General features: G+C 66.6%; 14 protein-coding genes. 6 read left to right on the forward strand and 8 right to left on the reverse strand.

Features of this window, described 5'->3' with window-relative positions:
* Nucleotides 1-6: 6 nt before the first annotated feature.
* Together HNE04_RS24960 and HNE04_RS24965 are read right to left on the reverse strand one after the other, a co-directional pair.
* Nucleotides 7-2,346, reverse strand: coding sequence for a FecR family protein (locus HNE04_RS24960; RefSeq protein WP_172225676.1), 2,340 nt, complete (start codon nucleotides 2,344-2,346; stop codon nucleotides 7-9).
* A gap of 124 nt (nucleotides 2,347-2,470) precedes the next feature.
* A complete protein-coding gene (locus HNE04_RS24965) occupies nucleotides 2,471-3,367 on the reverse strand; it encodes a LysR family transcriptional regulator (protein ID WP_172225679.1) in 897 nt (298 codons plus the stop codon).
* A gap of 83 nt (nucleotides 3,368-3,450) precedes the next feature.
* Here HNE04_RS24965 and HNE04_RS24970 point away from each other — a divergent pair, with 83 nt between their 5' ends.
* Genes HNE04_RS24970 through HNE04_RS24995 form a run of 6 tightly spaced genes read left to right on the forward strand, consistent with a single transcriptional unit; the run spans nucleotide 3,451 to nucleotide 9,212 of the window.
* Nucleotides 3,451-4,395 (forward strand): pyridoxamine 5'-phosphate oxidase family protein, encoded by a 945-nt coding sequence (locus HNE04_RS24970; RefSeq protein WP_172225682.1) that lies wholly within the window; start codon nucleotides 3,451-3,453, stop codon nucleotides 4,393-4,395.
* Between the two features lie 54 nt (nucleotides 4,396-4,449).
* Nucleotides 4,450-5,250 (forward strand): MlaE family ABC transporter permease, encoded by an 801-nt coding sequence (locus HNE04_RS24975; RefSeq protein WP_172225685.1) that lies wholly within the window; start codon nucleotides 4,450-4,452, stop codon nucleotides 5,248-5,250.
* Nucleotides 5,250-6,239, forward strand: a complete 990-nt coding sequence (locus HNE04_RS24980) for an MlaD family protein (protein ID WP_235965402.1) — start codon at nucleotides 5,250-5,252, stop codon at nucleotides 6,237-6,239. The genes HNE04_RS24975 and HNE04_RS24980 overlap by 1 nt, the downstream gene beginning before the upstream one ends.
* Nucleotides 6,236-6,883 carry a hypothetical protein gene (locus HNE04_RS24985; RefSeq protein WP_172225688.1) on the forward strand — a complete coding sequence of 216 codons (648 nt, stop codon included), beginning with the start codon at nucleotides 6,236-6,238 and terminating at the stop codon, nucleotides 6,881-6,883. Before HNE04_RS24980 ends, HNE04_RS24985 begins: the two co-directional genes overlap by 4 nt.
* 2 nt (nucleotides 6,884-6,885) lie before the next feature.
* Nucleotides 6,886-7,899: a MerR family transcriptional regulator gene (locus HNE04_RS24990; protein ID WP_172225691.1), complete on the forward strand. Its 1,014-nt coding sequence runs from the start codon at nucleotides 6,886-6,888 to the stop codon at nucleotides 7,897-7,899.
* Nucleotides 7,900-7,922: 23 nt separating this feature from the next.
* Entirely contained in the window at nucleotides 7,923-9,212 is a 1,290-nt protein-coding gene (locus tag HNE04_RS24995) for an MFS transporter (protein WP_172225694.1), read from the forward strand.
* 75 nt (nucleotides 9,213-9,287) lie between these two features.
* Here the strand turns inward: HNE04_RS24995 and HNE04_RS25000 are convergent, their stop codons facing one another.
* From HNE04_RS25000 to HNE04_RS25025, 6 genes are all read right to left on the reverse strand, one after another.
* On the reverse strand, nucleotides 9,288-9,731 hold the full coding sequence (locus HNE04_RS25000) for a histone H1-like DNA-binding protein (RefSeq protein ID WP_172225697.1): 444 nt from the start codon (nucleotides 9,729-9,731) through the stop codon (nucleotides 9,288-9,290).
* 178 nt (nucleotides 9,732-9,909) lie between these two features.
* Complete coding sequence (locus HNE04_RS25005) at nucleotides 9,910-11,106, reverse strand: ribonucleotide-diphosphate reductase subunit beta (protein ID WP_172225700.1); 1,197 nt, start codon at nucleotides 11,104-11,106, stop codon at nucleotides 9,910-9,912.
* A 135-nt stretch (nucleotides 11,107-11,241) separates the two neighbouring features.
* Nucleotides 11,242-14,148 carry a ribonucleoside-diphosphate reductase subunit alpha gene (locus HNE04_RS25010; RefSeq protein ID WP_172225703.1) on the reverse strand — a complete coding sequence of 969 codons (2,907 nt, stop codon included), beginning with the start codon at nucleotides 14,146-14,148 and terminating at the stop codon, nucleotides 11,242-11,244.
* A gap of 200 nt (nucleotides 14,149-14,348) precedes the next feature.
* Nucleotides 14,349-14,933 (reverse strand): 1,6-anhydro-N-acetylmuramyl-L-alanine amidase AmpD, encoded by a 585-nt coding sequence (gene ampD, locus HNE04_RS25015; protein WP_172225705.1) that lies wholly within the window; start codon nucleotides 14,931-14,933, stop codon nucleotides 14,349-14,351.
* Nucleotides 14,917-16,404, reverse strand: coding sequence for a sigma-54-dependent transcriptional regulator (locus HNE04_RS25020; protein WP_172225708.1), 1,488 nt, complete (start codon nucleotides 16,402-16,404; stop codon nucleotides 14,917-14,919). Before HNE04_RS25020 ends, ampD begins: the two co-directional genes overlap by 17 nt.
* A complete protein-coding gene (locus HNE04_RS25025; RefSeq protein WP_328700412.1) occupies nucleotides 16,404-18,098 on the reverse strand; it encodes a sensor histidine kinase in 1,695 nt (564 codons plus the stop codon). Before HNE04_RS25025 ends, HNE04_RS25020 begins: the two co-directional genes overlap by 1 nt.
* Nucleotide 18,099 lies beyond the last annotated feature (1 nt).

Raw genomic sequence — 18,099 nt, forward strand, 5'->3', positions numbered from 1 at the left:
GGCCTTTCAACTGGTCCGGCCGGGGTTCAGTATCGGGATGCCGCGCTGCCACACCTCGGGCTGGGGCGGCGGGCGCCGGTCATTGCGCAGATCGGGGCGTTGGCGCGTGCGCTCGCGTTGCTGTTCTTCCCAGGCCTGATGGTCGCGGCGCCACTGCTCGCTGATGGCCTGCTGCTGGCGCTGCCAGGCTTCGCGCTGCGTCTGCTCGCGCTCCAATGCCACGCGGCGGGCCTGCTCTTCGCGCTCGGCCCGTTGCTCGCGCAAGGCCTGGGCGTCGCGCTCGGCGGCGCGGCGCGCCAGTTCCACTTGCTGGGCGTGGGCCTGGCGCCGGCCCTGTTCCTCGCGTTTGGCCAGCGCCTCCTTGCGGGACTGTTCGGCGCGCTTGGCAACGGCCTGCTCGCGTTCGCGCTTGGCCAGCTGTTCACGTTTCGCCGCTTGCTCGCGCTTGGCCTGCTCCAGCTTCGCCAGTTCCAGCTTGGCCAGCTGTTCGCGCTTGCTCGCGTCGGCACGCTTGGCGACCTGTTCGCGCTTGGCCTGCTCGGCCCGCTTGGATTGTTCGGCGAGCTTGGCCTGTTCGGCCAGCTTGGCAGGTTGCGCCGGCTTGGCCTGCTGCGCCACCCGGGGCGCCGGTGCGGCCTTGGGCTGTTGCGCGAGCTTGGCGGCAGCGGCCGCCTGCGCCAACCGCGCTTGCTCCGCCGCCCGGGCTTGTTGTGCCAAACGTTCCTGCTGCTGCGCCGCCTTCGCCTGCTCGGCAAGTTTGGCCTGCTGCGCCAATTTAGCTTGCTCCGCAGCCTTCGCTTGTTCCACAGCTTTCGCCTGTTCGGCTGCCTTGGTTTGCTCCACGGCTTTCGCTTGCTCCGCGGCCTTGGCCTGCTGCGCCAGCTTGGCCTGCTCGGCCTTCGCCTGTTCGGCCGCCTTGGCTTGCTGCGCTGCCTTTGCCTGCTCCGCGAGCAGGCGCTGTGCCTCGGCCTGTTGCGGCGCCGGCGCGCCGCTGGCCGTGACTTGACGGATCTCCGCCTGCGGTGGCGCCGCCCGTGCGACCGCCGTGCGGTCGCGCCCGATGATGCCGCTGCGTTCGGGCATGGGCGGCGGCGGCACGATCTGCGCGCTGGTCAACACGTTGGCCGCCACACGCAGCAAGCTGCCGCGCACCGGCCGGCCGCGATGGAAGTCTTCCGCCGAGATCGCGGTCAAGGCCTCGGGCCGGCGCTGGTGCGCATAGCTCGCATTGGCCAACGACATGTTGCGGTTGATGTTGCTGATGTAGACCGGACTCGCCCGGTAGCCGGGCTGCCAGGATTCGCCCGGTCCCAGCGGGAACCACGCCACCCCGGGCCGGCCGGAACCTATCGAAATGCTCCAGTTCACACCGCCGCTGCCGCCGCCGATGAAAGCCACCAGCGCCGGCGCGTACACGGGGCGCAGCCCGATGCGGCCCGGCACCCAGGCCCAGCGCGAGCCAACCATTGCCCAACGGCCGTAGTGGAAGGGCGCGAAGCCCCACGGCGCATCGTCGATCCAGGTCCAGCCCCAGGGCCCTATCCACTCCCAGCGGCCATGGCGGTACGGTGCCCAGTTCGCCGGTGTTCCCTGTGGATGCCAGACGGGGCCGTGGGTCGCGTCCTGCGACCATTGGCCGTGGGCATCGAGCTGCTGGTAGCCGACCACTTCGCGCGGCACATACCGGGCCGATACGGACTGGTCTTCGCGCCGGTTGCGTTCTGCGGCCCAGCGGTCGAAGTTGTCTTGCGGCGGCGACTCCTGCGCAGCCAGCTGCGCGAGCCCACGTCCGCGGAAAGTGATCTGCTGGCCGCCACCCAGGGGCAGTGCCTGGCCCCCTTCGCCGTAGACGGCACCGGTGCCCGAATGAATCGTGACGCGCGTGCTGCCGCGCCCCGCATCGACATCGATGCGGTAGTCGCCGGGGTAGGCCGCGCGATAGGCAAGGTTGGGCGTGTCGATCTCGAAGTTCTCGCCCTCGGGCAAGCTGCGGACGCGGACATAGACCGTGCCTTGCGTCACGCTCAGCTGCGCCGACTGATCGTCGAGCGCAAGGATCTCAACCTGGGTGTGCCCATCCATTCGTACGGCGGAAGAGCCGATCTGGATCTCGGCGCGCGAGCCCTTGTCCGTCCACAGCCGGTCGCCGCGGGTGAGCGGCCGGTTGAGTTCGGCGTCTATCCATTCGTTGTCGCCGGCGGGCGAAAAAGTCACCGCGCCTTCCGTATGGTTGAGCCGCCCGACGCGGCCCGGCGGGTCGTTTTGCGCAATCGCGTGCGCACTCAAAAGGCCCAGCACAGGTAACAGGCGGACCATAAAGTAACGAAGCAATTGCGTGGTATTCATGGCTGTTCTCTCCCTGTACAAGTAGAACGCCTGAGCAACTTTTCGGGTGGCAAAGGGGCGGTAAAGCGGGCACACAAAACCTGTGTTTTTTGTAATTGCCTGTAAAGCAGCTCTGCTGTTGCTGTTACTGCTCAGTTCGGAACGCGCGGATGTCGTTGCGGATCCAGTCGATGAACACGCGGGTTCGCGCCGGCAGCAGCCGCGCATGCGGGTACACCACACTGATGGGCAGGGGCGGGCGCTCGAATTTGTCGAGCACGATCTTCAGGCGCTTCGCTTCAATGAAGGGTGCGACCTGGTAAGAGAAGAACATGCCGAAGCCGGCGCCATCGGCGCAGGCCTGCACCGCCGGCAGCACATGGTTGAAATCCAGGTTGCCGCTCACGGACAAGCGGAACGCCCGGCCGTTCTCCTGGAAGTCGCCCCAGGTCGGCCGCCCCGCCATCATGCGGATGCAGTTGGCCTGGAGCAGTTCACGCGGATGCCGCGGCACGCCGTGCTTGCGCAGGTAAGCCGGATTGGCCACCACGACGCGGCGAATCTGTCCCAGCGGCTGCGCCACCAGTGAAGAGTCTTCCAGTGCGCCGATGCGGATGCCCAGGTCCATGCCTTCCTCGAGCAGGTTGACGACGCGGTCGAGCAGTACCACGCTGCAACGCATCTTCGGGTGCTGCTTGAGAAAGCGCGTGACGGCCGGGGCCACATGCATCTGGCCGAACAACACCGGCGCCGTGATCGTGAGATGGCCCGCGGGTTCGCCCGCGCCAGCGCTGAGCGCCGCCTCCGACTCTTCCAGCGCGGCCAGCACCTGGCGGCAATTTTCCAGGTGCTGCCGGCCTTCCTCGGTCAGCGAGATGCGCCGCGTGGTCCGATTGAAAAGTCGCACGCCCAGCGAAATCTCATAGGCCGCCAGCGATCGCACCACGGCGGGCAGCGAAGAGCCGAGCGCCCGGGCGGCGGCCGTGAGGCTGCCCTCGTCGGCAATCCGCACAAAAGTCTGCATCGCCTTGAATTTGTCCATGCGGCAATTAATCCATAAACCGGAGTAGTCATGTGCAAGATAGGCCATTTATGCCGAAGCGGATAACAAAGAAACTGGCGCCCATGACGGGACCAACCTTCCACGAGGGAGAACTTGCCTGGCAAGAGCGCGCGGGTTCGCGCGCGCGGCTGGCCGAAGCCGGGCCGCGCGTCATTCGCGACCACATGCCCGAGCAGCATCGTGAGTTCTTCGCCCAGCTGCCTTTCCTGCTGGCGGGCACTGTCGATGCGCAGGGCCAGCCCTGGGCGTCGGTTCTGGCCGGCCCGCCGGGTTTCGTGGCTTCGCCAGACCCCCGGCAGTTGCTCGTGCACGCCCAGGCCCTTCCGCATGATCCGCTGGCAGAAACCCTGCGCGCCGGAGCGCCGATCGGCTTGCTCGGCATAGAGCCGCATACGCGCCGGCGCAATCGTTTGAATGGCCGCGTCACTCGTCGCGACGAAGGCGGATTCGCGGTCCGGGTGGACCAGAGCTTCGGCAACTGCCCCAAATACATCCAGGCGCGCAAGCCGGAGTTCGTCGCCGGCACGGGTGCGCCCACCGCCCATCGCCTCGACGCGCTGGATGAGGCGGCCCGCTCGTTGCTGGCGCGCGCCGATACGTTCTTCATCGCCACGGCCCATCCGCTGGCGGCCCGCAGCGATTCGCCTGCGTTCGGGGTGGATGTATCGCACCGGGGCGGCAAGCCGGGTTTTGTTCGCGCCGATGCGGACTCTCGCCTTACGGTGCCCGACTTCATCGGCAATTTTTTCTTCAACACGCTCGGCAACCTGGCCGTGAACCCGCGTTGCGGCCTGCTGTTCATGGACTTCGCAAGCGGCGACCTGCTCTACCTTGCCGCGCGCGGGGAGGTCGTCACCGATGGACCCGAGTTGGCTTCGTTCCAGGGCGCCCAGAGGTTGTTGCGGCTGCAGGTTCTGTCGGCCTTGCGCGTGACCGCCGTGCTGCCGCTGCGCTGGAGCGCCGCGGAACTCTCGCCGGTGTTGGCGGCCACCGGCTCCTGGTCTTGAGGCTGGCCATGGCGTGATTGGGGCTCGCTTGCGGCTGGCCTATCATTCCAGGCCATGACAACACCCTTCAGCATGCAGCGGCTCGGTCACGCCGGCGGCGCGCCGTTGCGCTGGCTGGCCGGCTGGTGGCGCATTATTTTTTTCGGTGCGTCGATCCTGGTGCTGGCGATGTCGCCGTCGAGTTATGTGCGCGAGACCCGCTCCGCCCTGATCCGCCACATCTACCTGGACACGGCGCCCATCCTCTGGTGGTTCACGGGCATGTGCGCCCTGCTGACCCTTGTGATCACGCGCATCGTGGTCGTGACCGCGCTGAGTTATGGCTTGTCGCGCTACGCGCTGGAGATGGTGATCCGGGTGCTGGTGCTGGAGCTCATCCCACTGACGGCGGCGCTCTTCGTCGCATTGCGCTGCACCATCCCCAACGGCGCGGCGCTGGCCGAGATGAGGCGCCTGGGGCATTTCGACGCGCTGCGGCGCCAGGGCATCGATCCGGTGGTGACGCAGGCGCTGCCACGTGCGCTGGCAGGCATCTTTACCACCATCACCCTGGCCGCGCTGAGCTGCGTGGTGGCGATGGTGCTGGCCTATCTGGCGGTCTATGGCTGGACTTCGGCGGGCATCGCGGCCTACACCCATGTCTTCGGGCATGTCTTCACCGGGTCCGTGGCGCTGATATTCGTGCTCAAGACGCTGTTCTTCAGCCTCGCGGTTTCCATCATCCCGATGGCTTCGGGCCTGTACGACGTGGAAGGCGACGGCTCGCGCGAGAGCGCGGCCCTGCAGGGCCTGGTGCGCATGTTCGCCGTGCTCCTGCTGCTGGAAGCGGCTACCCTGGCCGGCAACTACACCTGATGGCGATGCAAGAAAAGCCCGACACACCGGTCCAGAACTCCGAGCCCACGGTCACCAAGCCCGTCAAGCACCTCGAACTCAAGGCCACGGCCCTGCTCATCTTCACGGCGCTGCTGGTCGCAGGCTCCGCGCTGTACCTGCTGTATGCGCGCGGCGTGTTCGAACCCACCCAGAAGCTGGTGCTGGTGACCGATGACTCCGAGGGCGTGGTGGTGGGCATGGACATGACGTTCTCCGGATTTCCCATCGGCCGCGTCCACCGGGTGGAGCTGGCCGAATCCGGCAACGTGCACATCGTGGTCGATGTGGCCCAGAAGGATGCGCATTGGCTGCGCACCACCAGCATCTTCACGCTGGTGCGCGGGCTGGTGGGCGGCACCAACATCCGCGCCTTCACCGGCATCCTGACCGACCCGCCGCTGCCCGATGGGGCGCAGCGGCCGGTGCTGCGCGGCGACGCGACGGCGGAGCTTCCCCGCGTGCTCGCGGCCGCCAAGGAAACCTTGGAGAACCTCAGCGCCATCACGGCCCAGGACGCTGCGCTGCGCACCTCGCTGGCCAACGTGCGCGACGTTACCGAAAAACTCAAGGGCCCGCACGGTGCGATGGGCGCCGTCCTCGGCAATGACGCGGATGCCCAGAAACTGGTGCTGGCGCTGGATCGGGCCAATGCCTTGCTGGCGCGCCTGGACGGCCTGGTGGGCAAGGCCGATACCCAGGTGTTCGGCCCCGAGGGCGTGATGAAGGAAGCCCGCGCGACAGTGGTGCAGCTCAATGGCCTGCTGGCCGAAACGCGGACCAGCCTGAAGAAGGTGGACGCCGTGCTGGTCGAGGCGCAAGGCATAGGCGCCGATGTGAAGGGCGCCACCGGCGACCTGGGCGCGCTGCGTGCCGACGTCGAGGCCAACTTGCGCAAGATCGAAGGCATGATCAATGAGCTGAACCGCAAGTGGCCGTTCGCCCGCGAAACCGAGGTGAAGCTGCCATGAGATTGATCCTGTTGCTCGCGCTGTCCCTCGCACTCGCCGGCTGTGGCAGCAAGCCACGCGAGCCCGACTGGCAAATGAACGCGCACGGCGCCCTGGAGCGCTATGCCAAGGCCTACCTGGGCGGCAATGCGCGGGTGGAAGCTTCCGAGTTCGAGCGTGCCCGCAACGAACTGGAGAGCACGGGCCAGCCGGGCCTGGTGGCGCGGGCCGAACTGACCCGCTGCGCGCTGCGCGTTGCCAGCCTGGTCTTCGAGCCCTGCGAAGGATTCGAGCGACTGCGCGCCGATTCGCCCGCGGCTGAGCGCGCCTATGCCGACTACGTGGCGGGAACCATCGCGCCGGCGGACGTGGCCTTGCTGCCGCCCCAACACCGGGCTGCGGCCTCGGCGCAGGGCGGGGCTGCCGCCGTGAAGGCGATCGAGGACCCGGTCGCTCGCCTGATCGCCGCCGGCGTCTTGTTCCGCCGCAACCAGGCCACGCCCGATCTGCTGGCGCTGGCGGCAGACACGGCCTCCGCGCAAGGATGGCGACGGCCGCTCCTGGCCTGGCTGGGCGTTGCCGCGCAGCGGGCCGAACAGGCCGGCGCACCCGAGGAGGCGCAGCGGTTGCGCCGGCGCATGGCGCTGGCGGCCGGCGAGCGCTAGCCATGCTGCTCAAGGTGGGCGAATTGGCCAAGCACACCGGGCTCACGGTGCGCACGCTGCACCATTACGACGAGATCGGGCTGCTCAAGCCTTCCGGCCGATCCGATTCCGGCTACCGCCTGTACAGCCGCACCGACGTGGCCCGGTTGCACGGCATCCAGGCGCTGCGCCACCTGGGCTTCGCGCTGGGCGACATCGCCGCCATGCTGGACGGCGCCGGGACCTCGCCCACGCTGATCATCGAGCAGCAGATGCGGGCGCTGGATCATGAAATCGCCCAGGCCAGCGAGCTGCGCAGCCGTCTGGACCTGCTGCAAGCCGAGCTGGCCCAGGGCGGCGAACCCGGCATCGCGGCCTGGCTGGACACGTTGGCGCTGATGACGACTTACGGCAAGTACTTCAGCGCCGCCGAGCTCAAGACCATTTTCGCCAACTGGAAGCTGGTGGATGCCGACTGGCAGCCGCTGGTCGACGCCGTGCGCGCCGCGATGGACGCGGGCCTCGCCCATGACGCGCCGCAGGTGCAGCCGCTGGCGCAGCGCTGGATGAGCCTGATGCTGCGCTGGATGGACGGCAACTTCGACCTGATCGACCGCTGGGGTGAGATGTACGAGAAGGAGCCTTCCGCGCACGGCCGCAAGGGCGCGCCCCAGTCCGACATGATCGAATACATCTCCAAGACCATCGAGCTGCGCATGGGCTTGCTGACCAGGTATGTCACGCTGGCGGAGATCCGGCGTTTCTGCCATGTGCCCGAGGCCGATTGGCGCGCCCTCGCGGCCGAGGTCGAGAGCCTTCTGGCGCAAGGCGTGCCGGCCGCCAGCGCACAAGCCGGGGCCGCCGCGCAAAAGTGGCAGGCACTCATCGATCGCCTGGTCAACCACGACGCCAGTGTGCGCGGCCGCCTGATGCAGGCGTATGCCTGCGAGCCCCTGCTGCGGGCCGGCTCCGTGCTGGGCGAGCATCTCAGCGCCTATCTGCGCGAATCGCTCGGAAAGCGCTTGACCCTCACGTGACGTGAGGGTCTACAGTGCCCTCCATGACCGATACCAAAGCGGCGCGCGCCGCCCTGTTTCGCGACCGCAACTTCTTCTGGCTGACTTCGGGCGCCGCGGTGTCCATGCTGGGCGACCAGTTCACCCTGATCGCGCTGCCCTGGCTGGTGCTGAAGATGACCGGCGATACGCTGGTGCTGGGAACCGTGCTGGCCCTGATCAGCGTGCCGCGCGCCCTGTTCATCCTGGTGGGTGGGGCGATGGTGGACCGCCATTCCCCCAAGCAGGTCCTGATGTGGACCAAGCACGTCAACGCGGTGCTGCTCGGTCTGCTGGCCGCCGGCGTGTTCTCCGGGGCGCTGACCCTGCCGGTCATCTATGCGCTGTCACTCGGCATCGGCGTGGCCACCGCCTTCAGCATCCCGTCGGCCACCGCCATGCTGCCGCATGCGGTGAGGCCGGAGCACCTGGGTGGCGCCAACAGCGTGATGCTGGGACTGCGCCAGTTCAGCATGTTCCTCGGGCCCTTGCTGGCCGGCCTGCTGATCGCCTTGTTCGGCGACGGCGGGGGCACCCACATGGCCGATGCGAAAGGCATCGCGATCGCCTTCGCCTTCGACGCGTTCAGTTTTGCCGCCTCGGCCTGGACGCTTTCGCACGTGGTTACCAGAAACGCGAATGAGGGCACGCAGCCGGCGCCGGTGGCCGTGTGGACCTCCATCCGCCAGGGCCTGGGCTACATCGGCCGTGATGCCGAGTTGCGCACCTGCTATTTGTACTGGGCCGCCGTCGCGATCCTGGTGATGGGGCCGCTGCACATCGCCTTGCCGGTGCTGGCCAGCACCCAGGCCGGGCTGGGCGCCTCGGCGCTCGGCCTGATGCTGGGCGCGCACGGAGCGGGAACGCTGCTGGGGATGGGAATCTCCGGCGCGAAACCGCAGCTGCGGCTGGGCACCCTGGGCACCACTATGCTGGTTCTGGACGTGGTCATCGGCCTGTTGTTCATGCCCATGGGCCATATCGGCGCGGCTTGGCAGGGGGCGCTGCTGATGGGCACCATCGGGATGCTGGGCGGGTTCATGCAGGTGAGGGTGTTCACCTGGCTGCAACGGCGCCTGCCGCCGGCGCTCCTGGGCCGGGGGATGGCCCTGTTCATGTTCATCTTCATGGGCCTGGTGCCGATGGCCTCGGCGGTGACCGGCTGGCTGCTGCGCAGCATTACGCTGCCGCAACTATTCGCTGCCAGTGGCGCCCTGCTGGTGCTGACGGCCCTGGTCGCGGCCGTCGGTTCACCGCTGCGCCGCATCAACGACCGCTCGGCCGCTCAGGCATGAAAAAGCCCGGCACCTTTCGGTACCGGGCTTGAAGCGGAAGAACGAACTTGCCTTGCGGCAAGACCGCTTTTCGCCTTAGGGCTTGCTGGCCGTCGGAAACGGCCAGGCAGCCTGCGGGTTCAGCGTGGTCTGCGCCGCCGGCATGGCCGGAGCAGCAGGCGCCGCCTTGGCTACCGGTTTGGCAGCGGGCTTTTTCGCTGCTTTCTTCGCAGCGGGCTTTTTCGCTGCTTTTTTGGCCGCAGGCCTTTTCTTGGCAGCGGGCTTCTTGGCCGCGGCCTTTTTGGCCGTGGTCTTCTTGGCTGCCGCTTTCTTCGCAGGCGCCTTCTTGGCTGCGGCCTTCTTCGCCGGAGCCTTCTTGGCAGCCGTCTTCTTGGCTGCCGGGCGCTTCGCTGCGGCCTTCTTCGCCGGAGCCTTCTTCGCGGCTACCTTCTTCGCAGGTGCCTTCTTGGCCGCGGACTTCTTGGCGGCGGGACGTTTCGCGGTGGCCTTCTTAGCGGCCGGTTTTTTTGCAGTTGCCATATCTATCTCCTGTTCAAGTTGATCAACATCAACCAAAGAAGCACTCCATGCTTGTTGGATTGCACAGAGCGATCCATGAGGTTGGGCCGAAGCCCAGCATCATGAACACCGTTGCCCGCTTTGCGCCGTGCTCTTGTGGCCGGTCATCAAAGCGGACGAATCTCCAACCTGTTCCTGCTCAATCCCAGGAAAGCGCTCCACCCGTCTGGTACTCGATCACGCGGGTTTCGAAGAAATTGCGCTCTTTCTTCAGGTCAATCATTTCGCTCATCCACGGGAAAGGATTTTCCTCGTTGGGGAAGAGCGCTTCCAGGCCGATCTGCGTGGCGCGGCGGTTCGCGATGTAGCGCAGGTAGCCCTTGAACATGGAGGCATTGAGGCCAAGCACGCCACGCGGCATGGTGTCCTCGGCATAGCGGTATTCGAGCTCGACCGCCTTCTGGAACAGCGCCTTGATCTCGGCCTTGAATTCCGAGGTCCAGAGGTGCGGGTTCTCGAGCTTGAGCTGGTTGATCAGGTCGATGCCGAAGTTGCAGTGCATCGACTCGTCGCGCAGGATGTACTGGTACTGCTCGGCAGCACCGGTCATCTTGTTCTGCCGGCCCAGTGCCAGGATCTGGGTGAAGCCGACGTAGAAGAACAGGCCTTCCATCAGGCAGGCGAAGACGATCAGGCTCTTGAGCAGCGTCTGGTCGTTCTCGTGCGTCCCGGTGTGGAAGTGGGGATCGCTGATCGCCTCGATGAAGGGGATCAGGAACTGGTCCTTGTCGCGGATCGACGGGATCTCGTTGTAGGCGTTGAAGATCTCCGCCTCGTCCAGGCCCAGCGACTCGACGATGTACTGGTAGGCGTGGGTGTGGATCGCTTCCTCGAACGCCTGGCGCAGCAGGAACTGGCGGCACTCGGGCGCCGTGATGTGGCGGTAGGTGCCCAGCACGATGTTGTTGGCGGCCAGCGAGTCGGCGGTGACGAAGAAACCGAGGTTGCGCTTGATCACGCGGCGCTCGTCTTCGGTCAGGCCGTTCGGGTCTTTCCACAACGCGATGTCGCGCGTCATGTTCACTTCCTGCGGCATCCAGTGGTTGGAGCAGGTGGACAGGTATTTTTCCCAGGCCCACTTGTACTTGAAAGGCACCAGCTGGTTGACGTCGGTCTGGCCGTTGATGATTCGTTTGTCGGCGGCCTTGACGCGGCGCTGGACGGCGGGCTGTGCGGCGGTGGTACGTGCCGGCGCAGCGGGTGCGAGCGCGGCGTCGTCGAGCGTGCGCAGCGCGGGCTGAGGAATATCGGGGGAGTGAGTCGCCTCACGGTTCGTGAACGAACCGCTATTCGGGGCTGGCGATGTGGGCTTGACTTCTTCGTCCCAGGTCAACATAAGTTTTCCAATGCTCGGATTATGTGAGCAGTGATGTGAATTGCAAAGTGTCCGTTCACATCACTACCCGATTGTGTTGCTCAATTGCATCGCGATGTGTCAGAGAACACCGACAAATTTTCGCGATGTGCGTCGTCATTGGCAGGCTTCGCAACCGGGATCGTCGATCGCGCAGAACTTGATGTCGGTCGCCGGCGCCGCTGCATTCATCTGCGATGCGGCCGCTGCTGCGGCAGCGTCGAGCGCGCTCATTCCGCCTTGCGCTCCACCCGACGACACAGCGTTCAGGCGGCCGGATTGCACCGTGGATTTCTCGGCGTGCGTGGCGCTCGTCGTGCGCAGGTAGTAGGTCGTCTTCAGGCCGCGCAGCCAGGCCAGCTTGTAGGTGTCGTCGAGCTTCTTGCCCGAGGCGCCCGCCATATAGATATTGAGCGACTGCGCCTGGTCGATCCACTTCTGGCGGCGCGCTGCGGCCTCGACCAGCCACACCGGCTCGACCTCGAAAGCCGTCGCGTAGAGCGCCTTGACTTCCTGCGGCACGCGATCGATGGGGCGCAGCGAGCCGTCGAAATGCTTGAGGTCCATGACCATCACGTCGTCCCACAGGCCCAGGCGCTTCAGGTCGCGCACCAGGTAGTGATTGATGACCGTGAACTCGCCCGACAGGTTGGACTTGACCGACAGATTGCCGAAGCAAGGCTCGATGGAGGCGTCGACGCCGATGATGTTGGAGATGGTCGCCGTCGGAGCGATGGCGACGCAGTTGGAGTTGCGCATGCCGTCCTTGGCGATCTTCTTGCGCAGGGCTTCCCAGTCCAGCGAGGCCGAACGGTCGACCTCGACATAACCGCCGCGCTCCTTGGCCAGCAGCTCCAGCGTGTCCAGCGGCAGCACGCCCTTGTCCCACAGCGAGCCCTTGTAGCTGGAGTATTTGCCGCGCTCGCGGGCCAGCTCGGTCGAGGCCCAGTAGGCGTGGTAGCAGACCGCCTCCATGGACTTGTCGGCGAACTCCACGGCCTGCTCGGAGGCGTAGGGAATGCGCAATTCGTACAGCGCATCCTGGAAGCCCATCACCCCCAGGCCGACCGGGCGATGCCGCATGTTGGAGTCGCGGGCCTTCTTGACGGCGTAGTAGTTGATGTCGATCACGTTGTCGAGCATGCGCATCGCCGTGATGATCGTCTTCTTGAGCTTGTCGTGGTCGACAGCGCCGTCCTTCAGGTGCTGCAGCAGGTTCACCGAACCCAGGTTGCAGACGGCCGTCTCGGTGTCGCTGGTGTTGAGCGTGATCTCGGTGCACAGGTTGGACGAGTGCACCACGCCGGCGTGCTGCTGGGGCGAGCGGATGTTGCAGGCGTCCTTGAAGGTGATCCAGGGATGGCCGGTCTCGAACAGCATGCTGAGCATCTTGCGCCACATGTCGGTGGCCTGCACCGTCTTGCTGGGCTTGATCTCGCCGCGCTTGGCCTTTTCCTCGTAGGCCACATAGGCCTTCTCGAAATCGACGCCGAACTTGTCGTGCAGGTCGGGCACGTTGGAGGGCGAGAACAGGGTCCACTCGCCCTTTTCCATGACCCGGCGCATGAACAGGTCGGGGATCCAGTTGGCCGTGTTCATGTCGTGCGTGCGGCGGCGGTCGTCGCCGGTGTTCTTGCGCAGCTCCAGGAACTCTTCGATGTCGAGGTGCCAGGACTCGAGGTAGGTGCAGACCGCGCCCTTGCGCTTGCCGCCCTGGTTCACGGCCACGGCCGTGTCGTTGACGACCTTCAGGAACGGCACCACGCCCTGCGATTCGCCGTTGGTGCCCTTGATATGGGAGCCGAGCGCGCGCACCCGGGTCCAGTCGTTGCCCAGGCCGCCCGCGAACTTGGACAGGAGGGCGTTTTCCTTGATCGACTCATAGATGCCGTCCAGGTCGTCCGGCACCGTGGTCAGGTAGCAGGAGGACAGCTGCGAGCGCAGGGTGCCGGCGTTGAACAGCGTCGGCGTGCTGGACATGAAGTCGAAGCTGGACAGCACTTCGTAGAACTCGATGGCGCGGGCTTCGCGGTCGATCTCGTTCAGCGACAGGCCCATGGCCACCCGCATGAAGAAAGCCTGGGGCAGCTCGATCCGGGTCTTGCGCACGTGCAGGAAGTAGCGGTCGTACAGGGTCTGCAGGCCCAGGTAGTCGAACTTCAGGTCGCGTTCGGCCTTGAGCGCGGCGCCCAGCTTCTTCAGGTCGTACTGCAGCAGCTTCTCGTCCAGCAGTTCGTTCTCGACGCCCCGCTTGATGAAGCCGGGGAAGTAGTCGGCGTAGCTCTGCGCCATCTCGGACGGCGGCAGGTCGCGGCCCAGCACTTCCTTGAAGATGGTGTGCAGCAGCAGGCGAGCCGTGGCGTAGGTGTAGTCCGGGTCCTTTTCGATCAGCGTGCGGGCGGCCAGGATGGAAGCCTTGTAGACCTCGTCCATCGGGACGCCGTCGTACAGGTTGCGCATGGTCTCGGCCATGATCGGGTCGGGCTTGACGTCGGCGCCCAGGTTCTGGCAGGCCGAGATGATCAGGCCCTTCAGGTGGTCCATGTCCAGCGGGATGCGCTGGCCGCCGTCGAGCACGTGCAGCGTCGGCGCCTTGGGCGCTTCCTGCACGTTCTGCTTGGCGCGTTCCTGCGAACGGCGGTCGCGGTACAGCACGTAGGCGCGGGCGATGTCGTGGTGGCCGCCGCGCATCAGGCCCAGTTCGACCTGGTCCTGCACGTCTTCTATATGGAAGGTGCCGCCGCCGGGGCGCGAACGCACCAGGGCACGGATCACGGCCTGGGTGAGTTCGTCGACCGTCTCGCGCACGCTGGCCGAAGCCGCGCCCTGGGTGCCGTGCACCGCCAGGAAGGCCTTCATCATGGCGATGGCGATCTTGTTCGGCTCGAACGGCACGACGGCGCCGTTGCGCCGGATGATCTGGTAGTGCGCCAGCGGATTGTTGGCCGTGCTGCCGGCCGCGGCGCTGTCTGGGGCGGCGCCGAAAGTGCTTGCAGCGGTGGGGGTGCTCAAAGCAGTTTGCATGGTTGGATCTTTCACTATTTTTGTTGAAACGCCGGTGCCGCTCAAGGGCATCGGCCGGGGGTGTTCTAGGTCAGCAGTTGGGTCAGCTGAGACACTATATATAGGGTGTGCGAGGAATTCAAGCCACTACCGGTAGTGTACGACCGCAGAGCCGGTCTCTTTACATTGGCGCCGTAAAAAAGTTCGCGCCAAGCCGATTTTTATCCGGGAAAACACTGGTCTGGCCAGGCCAGGCTGCGCTGCAACATCGCCCAGTCGAAGCCTTCGCCGGGGTCGCGTTTGCGGCCGGGCGCGATGTGTTCGTGGCCCGCGATGTGCTGCACCGGGTATTGCTGCGCGATGGCGGCGCACAGCCCGGCCAGCGCTTCGTATTGCTCCGGCTCGAACGTGGCGCCTTCCAGGCCTTCCAGCTCGATGCCGACGGAATCGTCGTTGCAATTCTCGCGCCCGCGGTAGCTCGAAGTGCCCGCATGCCAGGCGCGGTCGTCGCAGCTGACGAACTGCCAGAGCTCGCCATTGCGCCGGATATAGAAGTGGGCCGAAACCGTCATGCCCTCGATGCTCTTGAAGTAGGGATGCGCGTTCCAGTCCAGCGTATTGGAGAACAGCCGTTGCACTTCGTCCCCGCCGTACTGGCCGGGCGGCAGGCTGATCGAATGCACCACGATCAGGTCGACCCGGGCGCTGGCGGGCCGCGGGCCGAAGTTGGGCGAGGCGAGCCGGTGCGCGAATCCGTACCAGCCGGCTCGCCAGAGCGTGCCGGGCGACTCAGACCGGATCGTCATTGGGTTCGTCCCCGTTGGGAGCAGCGATGGCCAGGCGGGCGATGCGGTAGCGGATCTGCCGCAGCGACAGGCCCAGGCGTTGCGCGGCGGCAGTGCGGTTGAAGCCGCTCTCGTGCAGCGCCTTGACCAGGATTTCGCGCTCCTGCTGGTCCAGGTAGGCCTGCAAGTCTGCGGGCACTGCGTGGGGCAGGGCGGCGGGTTGCGGGGTTGGCGCGGCCGCGGCCACGGCGGCCGGCGCACCTTCGCGCAGGGCCGTCGGCGCCTGGGTGGGGGCGAAATCCACCTGCAGTTCCTCCCCATCGGAAAGGGCCACCGCGCGGTGCAGCAGGTTCTCCAGTTCGCGCACGTTGCCGCCCAGCGGGTGGTCGCACAGTTGCTGCACCACCGACGGGGACAAGACAGGCAGCGGCATGCCGGAGTCCTGCGCGATGCGCGCCAGCAGCGCTTCGCACAGCGCAGGCAGGTCCTCGCGGCGCTCGCGCAGCGGTGGCACCAGGATCTCGATGACGTTCAAGCGGTAGTACAGGTCCTGGCGAAACCGCCCGGCGTGCACGTCCGCCGCCAGGTCCTTGTGCGTGGCGCTGACGACGCGAACGTCCACGGCGTCTTCCTGGGTCGAGCCCAGCGCGCGGACCTGGCGCTCCTGGATGGCGCGCAGCAGCTTCGATTGCATCGCCAGGGGCAGGTCGCCGATCTCGTCGAGGAACAATGTGCCGCCGCGCGCCGCCTGGAAGTAGCCTTCGCGATCCTGGTTGGAGCCGGTGTAGGAGCCCTTCTTCGCGCCGAAGAATTCGGCTTCCAGCAGCGACTCGGGAATGGCGCTGCAGTTCACGGCGACGAAGGGCCCGTCGGCGCGATGGCTGCAGGCGTGGATGGCGCGCGCCACCAGTTCCTTGCCGGTGCCCGACTCGCCACGCACCAGCACCGGCGCCATGCTGCGGGCCACCTTGGCAATGCGCTCCTTCACCGCGCGCATGGGCTGGGAGCCGCCCACCAGCCGTTCCAGCGCGGTTTGCGCGCCCGGGGCGCCGCCGTTGCCGGCCTGGCGCACTCCTGGGGCGGCAGGTTGCCGAGCGCGCGCAGCGGTGTTGGTGTCCTGGATCGCCGAGGCCACGACACTGCGGAATTGCTTCAGGTCCACCGGTTTGGTGAGGTAGTCGAAAGCTCCGGCCTTGAGCGCCTCGACGGCGTTCTCCGCCGAGCCGTAGGCCGTCATCACGATGCAACGCTCGCCCCGCTGTTCGGCCAGCATGCGGTGCAGCAGCTCCAGCCCCTGGCCATCGGGCAGGCGCATGTCGGTGATCACCGCGTCGAACTTCTTGTCCTGAAGCTGCGTCCAGGCTTCGGCCAGTGTTCCGGCGGCATCGACCCGGTAGCCCTCGCGCAGCAGGGTGAGTTCGTACAGGGTGCGCAGATCAGGCTCGTCGTCGACGACAAGGACCTGTGCGGGCGTGGCGGAGGCAGCGGGCATCAGGCCGCTATTGTGTCAAATGAAGCCGCTCCCGCAAGAGGCGTTGCACCGGGTCCGAATCTGACGATGAATTCGTTGCCTTCCCTCGCGTTGCTGGCCGAACCGGCGGTGCTGCGTTGATGCCCCAGCGTGGCGCCGTGGCGCTCGCACAACTCGCGGCAGATGTACAGGCCCAGCCCGCTGGAGCGGCTCTCCGAAGAAAAGAACGGCTCGAACAGGTGGCGTTGCACGGTAGGCGTGAGTGGTGCGCCGTCGCTCCATACATGCATGCTGGCCTGGCCGGCGGCGATCTGGGTCCAGACGCGGATCGAATCGGGTTTCTGGCCGGCATAGCGCAGCGCGTTATCCAGCAGGTTCACCAGAATGCGGCGCAGGTGATCGGCTTCGAACGGCACGAAGGCCCCGGGCGCCGCCAGTGCCAGTTGAAGCCTGGAGCCGCTGCGCGTCTGCATCGCCCAGTCGCTGCAGGTCGCGGCCAGCGAGGGGTCGAGTTCGAGCGCAGCGGGGGTGCTGGGGCTGCGATGCTGCACGCGCGAGACATCCAGGATTTCCTCGACGATCTGGGCCAGCCGCTGGGCGTTCTTGCGCACCAGGGCGCTGAGCTGCTTGAGCGCGGGCTCGCGCAAGTCCTCTTCCATCAGCGCATTCGCCTGCGCGATCGCCGCCAGCGGATTGCGTATCTCGTGGGCCACGGCCGCCGACATCCGGCCCATGGCGGCCAGTTTCTCGGTGCGCAGCCGCGCCTCGATCTCACGCAGGTCTTCCAGGAAGATCACGCAAAGGCTGTCGGTGTGGTAATCGTGCGACGCGGTGAGGCGGGTTCGCACCCGCATGCGGCGGGCTTCCAGTTCGACCTCGCCAAGCTGGGCATTGCGTTCGGCAAACGTCGTTTGCGCCAGCGCCACCAGCGGCTCCCAGGCGGGCTGCATCGCAAGCCCGAAGCCGGACCGCATGGCTCCTTGATCGAGGCCCAGCAGCGCGCCGGCCGCCGGGTTGGCCGCGTGGATGCGCAATTGCGGATCCACCACCAAAATGCCGTCCGCCAGCGTTTCTATGACCAGCTCGTTGACCTGGGCCTGCATGCGCGCCGCGAGCTGGCCCACGCGCGCGGCCTCTTCCTCGCGGGCCAGCCGGGCCGCCAGCTGGTTGACCAGCACGGCCAGCGCGAAGTAGCCGGTGCCGGTCAGTCCGGCTTGCAGAAAGCGCGCCGCCGTGTCGCCGCTCGCACTCAGTGAATGCAGCCAGGCGTCGGTAAGCAACAGCAGCGTGACGCCCGCCGCCGTACCCAGCGCGAGCAGCGGCGATCCCAGCACCGAACCCATGAGCACGGGCAGGGCGAACAGCGGCGAGTAGTTGATGCCGCCGGCTTGCAGGAACTGCAGCGTCGAAAAAGCCACCAGGTCCACCCCGATGGTCGAGACCCACTGGGGATCGAAAGTCTGACCGGGTGGCGCGGGGCGGGTGAAGAGCCGCACGGCCAAGGTCGCCGCCAGGTAGGTGGCGCACAGGCCGATCAGCCAGCGGCTGATATTGAGCGTCGGTGCCAGCGTGAGCAGGCTGAGCAGCGCCAGCAGCACCAGTGCGATCGCCACGCGGGCGGTCATGAACCCCAGCCACAGCCGCGCGAACGAGGAGTCGCGCGTCAGCTCGGCGGCTTCGAAGGTCGAAGAGGTGACGAAGGGGGGCTGCCGCACC

The sequence above is a fragment of the Caenimonas soli genome (genome assembly GCF_013155545.1).
Classification (GTDB): domain Bacteria; phylum Pseudomonadota; class Gammaproteobacteria; order Burkholderiales; family Burkholderiaceae_C; genus Ramlibacter; species Ramlibacter soli.

Excerpts from the sequence above, each read along its gene's own strand:
- HNE04_RS24960 (WP_172225676.1), bottom strand. The coding sequence starts at position 2,346 with ATGAATACCACGCAATTGCTTCGTTACTTTATGGTCCGCCTGTTACCT.
- HNE04_RS24970 (WP_172225682.1), top strand. The coding sequence starts at position 3,451 with ATGACGGGACCAACCTTCCACGAGGGAGAACTTGCCTGGCAAGAGCGC.
- HNE04_RS24975 (WP_172225685.1), top strand. The coding sequence starts at position 4,450 with ATGACAACACCCTTCAGCATGCAGCGGCTCGGTCACGCCGGCGGCGCG.
- HNE04_RS24990 (WP_172225691.1), top strand. The coding sequence starts at position 6,886 with ATGCTGCTCAAGGTGGGCGAATTGGCCAAGCACACCGGGCTCACGGTG.
- HNE04_RS25010 (WP_172225703.1), bottom strand. The coding sequence starts at position 14,148 with ATGCAAACTGCTTTGAGCACCCCCACCGCTGCAAGCACTTTCGGCGCC.
- HNE04_RS24995 (WP_172225694.1), top strand. The coding sequence starts at position 7,923 with ATGACCGATACCAAAGCGGCGCGCGCCGCCCTGTTTCGCGACCGCAAC.
- HNE04_RS25000 (WP_172225697.1), bottom strand. The coding sequence starts at position 9,731 with ATGGCAACTGCAAAAAAACCGGCCGCTAAGAAGGCCACCGCGAAACGT.
- HNE04_RS24980 (WP_235965402.1), top strand. The coding sequence starts at position 5,250 with ATGGCGATGCAAGAAAAGCCCGACACACCGGTCCAGAACTCCGAGCCC.
- ampD (WP_172225705.1), bottom strand. The coding sequence starts at position 14,933 with ATGACGATCCGGTCTGAGTCGCCCGGCACGCTCTGGCGAGCCGGCTGG.
- HNE04_RS25020 (WP_172225708.1), bottom strand. The coding sequence starts at position 16,404 with ATGCCCGCTGCCTCCGCCACGCCCGCACAGGTCCTTGTCGTCGACGAC.
- HNE04_RS24985 (WP_172225688.1), top strand. The coding sequence starts at position 6,236 with ATGAGATTGATCCTGTTGCTCGCGCTGTCCCTCGCACTCGCCGGCTGT.
- HNE04_RS25005 (WP_172225700.1), bottom strand. The coding sequence starts at position 11,106 with ATGTTGACCTGGGACGAAGAAGTCAAGCCCACATCGCCAGCCCCGAAT.
- HNE04_RS24965 (WP_172225679.1), bottom strand. The coding sequence starts at position 3,367 with ATGGACAAATTCAAGGCGATGCAGACTTTTGTGCGGATTGCCGACGAG.